This window comes from Aquipuribacter sp. SD81, assembly GCF_037153975.1.
In the GTDB taxonomy this organism is placed as follows: Bacteria; Actinomycetota; Actinomycetes; order Actinomycetales; family JBBAYJ01; genus Aquipuribacter.
The window spans coordinates 1-4,772 of the sequence record NZ_JBBAYJ010000060.1 but is presented as its reverse complement, the minus strand read 5'-3'; the positions used below and the strand labels follow the sequence as shown (position 1 = coordinate 4,772).

The 4,772-nt window shown below is 78.5% G+C and carries 3 protein-coding genes and 1 pseudogene; all 4 read left to right on the top strand.

Going from position 1 to position 4,772, the window contains the following annotated elements; genetic code table 11:
- The coding region (murJ, locus tag WAA21_RS17850; RefSeq protein ID WP_336924205.1) for a murein biosynthesis integral membrane protein MurJ at positions 1 to 1,758 on the top strand (1,758 nt) is incomplete at its 5' end.
- A gap of 42 nt (positions 1,759 to 1,800) precedes the next feature.
- On the top strand, positions 1,801 to 2,211 hold the full coding sequence (locus tag WAA21_RS17845; protein WP_336924204.1) for a hypothetical protein: 411 nt from the start codon (positions 1,801 to 1,803) through the stop codon (positions 2,209 to 2,211).
- Entirely contained in the window at positions 2,166 to 3,599 is a 1,434-nt protein-coding gene (locus tag WAA21_RS17840) for a C40 family peptidase (protein WP_336924203.1), read from the top strand. Before WAA21_RS17845 ends, WAA21_RS17840 begins: the two co-directional genes overlap by 46 nt.
- A gap of 125 nt (positions 3,600 to 3,724) precedes the next feature.
- A pseudogene (locus tag WAA21_RS17835) lies at positions 3,725 to 4,772 on the top strand (hypothetical protein); the annotation flags it as partial.

Sequence of the window (4,772 nt, the reverse complement as noted above, 5' to 3'; positions counted from 1 at the left end):
GCCGCGACCGGCCCCGGCACGGGCCGCGCCGACGCCCCGGCCGACGCCCCGGCCGACGCCCCGGCCGACCCGGCGGCCGACGACGCCGCGACCGGCGGGCCGCAGGTCCGCGTCGGGCGCGCGACGGCCGTCATGGCCGCGGGGACGCTCGTCTCCCGCGTCCTCGGTCTCGTCTCGCGCATCGTGCTCACGGCGCTGCTCGGCACCGCGGCGGTCAACCTCGCCGGCAACGCCTTCGACGTCGCGAACAAGCTGCCCAACCTCATCTACGCGATCGTCGCGGGCGGTGCGCTCAACGCCGTCCTCGTGCCGCAGATCGTGCGCGCCGACCGCGACGCCGCCCGCGGCCGGGAGTTCCTCGACCGCCTCTTCACCATGTCGCTCGTGGGCCTGCTCGGGCTCACGGTGCTGCTCACGCTGCTGTCGGGCCCGCTGGTCGGGCTCTACACCGACGGCTGGGCCGCCCCCGAGCTCGACCTCGCGGTCGCGTTCGCCGTGTGGTGCATCCCGCAGGTGCTCTTCTACGGCGCCTACACGCTGTTCGGCCAGCTGCTCAACGCCCGCGGGTCCTTCGGGCCGTACATGTGGGCGCCGGTCGTCAACAACGTCGTCGCGATCGCCGGCATGGTCGTGTTCCTCGTCGTCTTCGGCGAGCAGCAGACGTCGGACCCGCGCAGCTGGACCCCCGGCATGGTCGCGCTGCTCGCGGGCAGCGCGACCCTCGGCGTCGCCGCGCAGGCCGCGGTGCTCCTGTGGCCGCTGCGTCGCATCGGCTTCTCGCTGCGCCCGCGGTGGGGCCTGCGCGGGGTCGGCTTCCGCAGCGCCGGACGCGTGGCGGCGTGGACCTTCGGCGGCATCGTCGTCAGCCAGCTCGTCTTCGTGCTCGTGTCGCGGACGGCGAGCGCGACGGTCGCCGAGACCCGCGGCACCGACCTCGCCGACACGACGGCGTCGACGTTCGCGTGGTCGCTCGGGTTCCTCCTCTACATGCTGCCGCACAGCCTCGTCGCCGTGTCGCTCGTGACGGCCGTCTTCACGCAGGTCTCCGGAGCCGCGGCCCGGGACGACACGGCCCGCGTCGCCGAGCGCACGCGCACGTTCATGCGGCTGCTGCTCGTCGCGCTCGCCCTTCCCGCGACGGCCCTCGTCGTCTTCGGCGACCTCGTGTCGACGCTGCTGTTCGACGAGCGCGGCGAGGCGGCCGGCGTCGTCGGGCTCGTCGTGGCGGGCATGGCGCTCGGGCTGCCGTTCTTCAGCGTCCTCTACCTCGTCCGGCGCGTGTTCTACGCCTACGAGGACGGCCGCACGCCCTTCGTCATCACGCTCCTGACGGCCGGCGTGTGGGCCGCGGGCACGCTGCTCGTGCCGCTCGTCCTGCCCGTCCAGCTGTGGGTCGCGGGCATCGCCGTCGCCATGACGCTCGGTGAGGTGGCGGGCCTCGTGCTCGCGGTCGCCCTGCTGCACCGGCGCGTCGGCGACCTCGGCGTCCGCGGGTTCGTGTGGGTGCTCGCCCGCACCGTCGCCGTCCTCCTCGTGGTGTCCCCGCCCGCCGTCCTGCTCGCCGGCCTGGCGGGCGGCACCGGCTCGCGGGCCGAGGCCCTCGCGGGGCTGCTGGTCGGCGGGGCGGTCCTCACGGTCGGGTACCTGCTCGGCACGCGGCTCCTGCGGGTCCGCGAGGTGCACGACGTCGTCGGCGTCGTCGCCTCCCGGGTGGGCGGGCGGCTGCTCCGTCGGGGTGGCGGCACCGCCCCGCGCTGACCGCCGCCTCAAGCCGGCTCCCGCACGCACCGACAGGCCGTCATGCGCAGAGTGCGGACCGGGGGCGGGACCGACCGGGGTGACATCGTCATCGGCTGGCTCGTCCGCCTCGTCGTCGTGCTGGCCGTCGTCGGGGTCCTCGTCTTCGACGGCCTGTCGCTGCTCGTCGGCCACCTCGCCGTCGCCGACTCCGCCGCCGCGGCCGCCCGCGAGGCCGGCCGCGAGATCGCGGCCGGCGCCACCCCGCAGGCCGCGTACCTCTCCGCGGTCGAGGAGGTCGTCGCCGACGGCGCGTACGACGAGGTGCCGGCCGGGTCCTTCGTCGTCGACCGCACCGGCGCCGTCACGCTCACGGTCGTCCGCGACACCCCGACGCTCGTGCTGCACCACGTGCCGCGCAGCGAGTCGTGGCTGACGGTCCGCTCGACCGCTACCTGGTCCGGCACCTCGTGACCGGTCGCGGTCCGCGCCGGGGCGCCGCCCGGGCGGCGCGCCGGGGCGGCCCCACCGCGCTCGCCGCGCCCGCCCTCGTCCCCCTCGCCGTCCTCGCGCTGCTCGTCGGCCCGGCCCCGGCCGCCGGCGCGGCGCCGCGGGCACCGGAGGCCGTCGTGTCGTCGGCCGACCTCCGGGAGCAGGTCGACACGCTGCGCGCCGAGGTCGAGCGCCTCGAGGTGGCCGCGGAGACGGCCGTCGAGGACTACAACACCGTGCAGGCCGAGGTCGACGCCCTCGCGGCCGCCGAGGTGGACGCGCAGGTCGCGCTCGACGACGCGGACCGTCGCCTGGCCGCGGACCGGGCCGCCGCCAACCGGCGCGTGCGGGCGCTGTACCGCGCGGGCGGCCACACCGAGATCTCGTGGGCCGCGGTCGCGGGGTCGCTCGGCACCGACCTCGGTCCGGCGGGCCTCGCCGACCAGGTGGCGACCTTCCGGACGGCCCGGACGGTGCTCGACGCCGACGCCCGTGTGGTCGAGCGGGCGCGGGCCCACGTCGAGGTCGCGGTGGCCGGGTCCGGGGCCGTGCAGGACCTCCGCCGCGACCGCGCGGCCGCGGAGGAGCGCGCCGAGGCCGGGCGCCGGGCGGCCGAGGCGGCGCTGCGCGAGCACGAGGTGCTGCTGGCGACCACGGACACCGCCCTCGTCGAGGCCGTCGAGCGCGAGCGGCAGCAGGAGGAGGCCGAGGCCCTCGCCCGTGCGCTCGCCGCTGCCCAGGCCCGCGCGCTGGAGGACGCCGCGGGTGCGGCGGCGGCCCAGGCCGCTGCGGCGGCCGCCGTCGCGACCCCGGTGGGCGGGTGGCCGCCGCTGCCCGCCGGCGCCCCCGGACCGTCCGGGCTGTCGGGGCTCTCGGGGGACGCCCGGCGCCAGGCGGAGCTCGTCGGCGCCGGGGAGTCCGCCGGCGGGCTGCCCGCGGGCGCGAGGCTGCCCGAGGCCCAGGCCGTCGCCGCGGTGGAGCGAGCGGCCGCCGCCGCCCCGACCCCGCAGGCCGCGGCGGCGCTGCGCGCGGCCGGCAGCCGGCTCGGGCTGCCCTACGTGTGGGGCGCGACGGGGCCGGGCACGTTCGACTGCTCGGGCCTCACCATGTGGTCCTACCGGCAGGCCGGTGTCGCCATCCCCCGCACGTCGCGGCAGCAGTACGCCGGGCTCCGGAAGGTCGCCGTCGCCGACATGCTGCCCGGTGACCTGCTCTTCTACGCCAGCGGCTCCCAGCCGGGCAGCATCCACCACGTGTCGATGTACCTCGGCGACGGCCTCATGGTGACCGCGCCGCGCACCGGTGACGTCGTCAAGGTCTCCGCCCTCTGGAGCAAGGCGGTCTACGGCGCCGTCCGACCCGTCGGCTGACCCGCGGGTCGGGCGCAGCCACCTGCCGCTCGCCCTACAGTGGGCGGACGGCAGGGGCCGCCGCGCTCGTGCGCGGCGGCGGAGGCGGCCCGTCCGGGCCGTCCCGGGAGGCAGGAGGCGCGTTGGTGGATCGGATCGGACCGGGCACGCTGCTGGCCGGTCGCTACCGGCTCGCCGAGCAGGTCCAGGCCGACGCCGACACGGTCCTGTGGCGGGCCGAGGACCTCACCCTCGAGCGGCCCGTCGCCGTCCGCGTCCTGGCGCCCACGCACGCGCGCACCCGGGAGACCCTCGACGCCGCCCGGCGCGCCGCCCTCGTCGACGACCCCCGGCTGCAGCGGGTGCTCGGCGTCGGCGTCGAGAACGGCAGCGGCTACGTCGTCGTGCAGTGGGTCGCCGGTCAGGCCGCCCAGGCCCTCGCCGGCAAGGTCGACCCCGGCGAGGCGCTGCGCATCGCGACCGACGCCGCCGAGGCGCTGCGGACCGCCGCCGCCCGGGACCTGCACCACGGCCGGCTCGGCCCGGGCCAGGTGGTGCGCGCCTCCGACGGCACCGTGCGGGTGACCGGCACGGCCGTCGACGGCGCCGCCGCGGGCCAGGCGACCCCGGCGGCCGCCGCGCGCCCGGAGGCCCGGGACGTCCGCGACCTCGCCGCCGTCCTGTACGCGCTCCTGACCGGCCGCTGGCCGTTCGGCTCGACCGACGGCCTGCTCGCCGCACCCACCGACAAGGGCCGTCCCGTCCCGGCGTCCCGGCTGCGGGAGGACGTCCCTCCCGCTCTCGACGAGCTGCTGGGGGCGGCGCTCGGCGCCGGCCGCGACGGCGAGCAGCGCCTGGACCGGCTCGACGAGCTCGTCACCCGGCTGCACGGCGCCCGGGCCGCGGTCCGGTCGTCGCAGGCCGGGACCGCACCCGTGCCCGTCGCCGGCCGCACGGGCGGCGGTCCCGCCGACGGCGACGACGCGCGGGCCGAGGACGACACCGACGTCCTCACCCCGGTGCGGACCGACGGCCCGGGCGGGCGTCCTGCAGCCGGGCCCGACGACGGACGGAGGACCGGCGACGCCGCGCGGGAGGGCCGTGCCGAGCCCACGACGCCTCCCTCGGGCCGTGCGGCCGGAGCCGCCGCGGGCGCCGTCCTGGGGGCGGCCGCCGCCGGCGCGGCGGCGGGTG

Bases quoted from the DNA above. Each gene is read 5' to 3' on its own strand.
- WAA21_RS17845 (WP_336924204.1), top strand. From the start codon at position 1,801: ATGCGCAGAGTGCGGACCGGGGGCGGGACCGACCGGGGTGACATCGTC.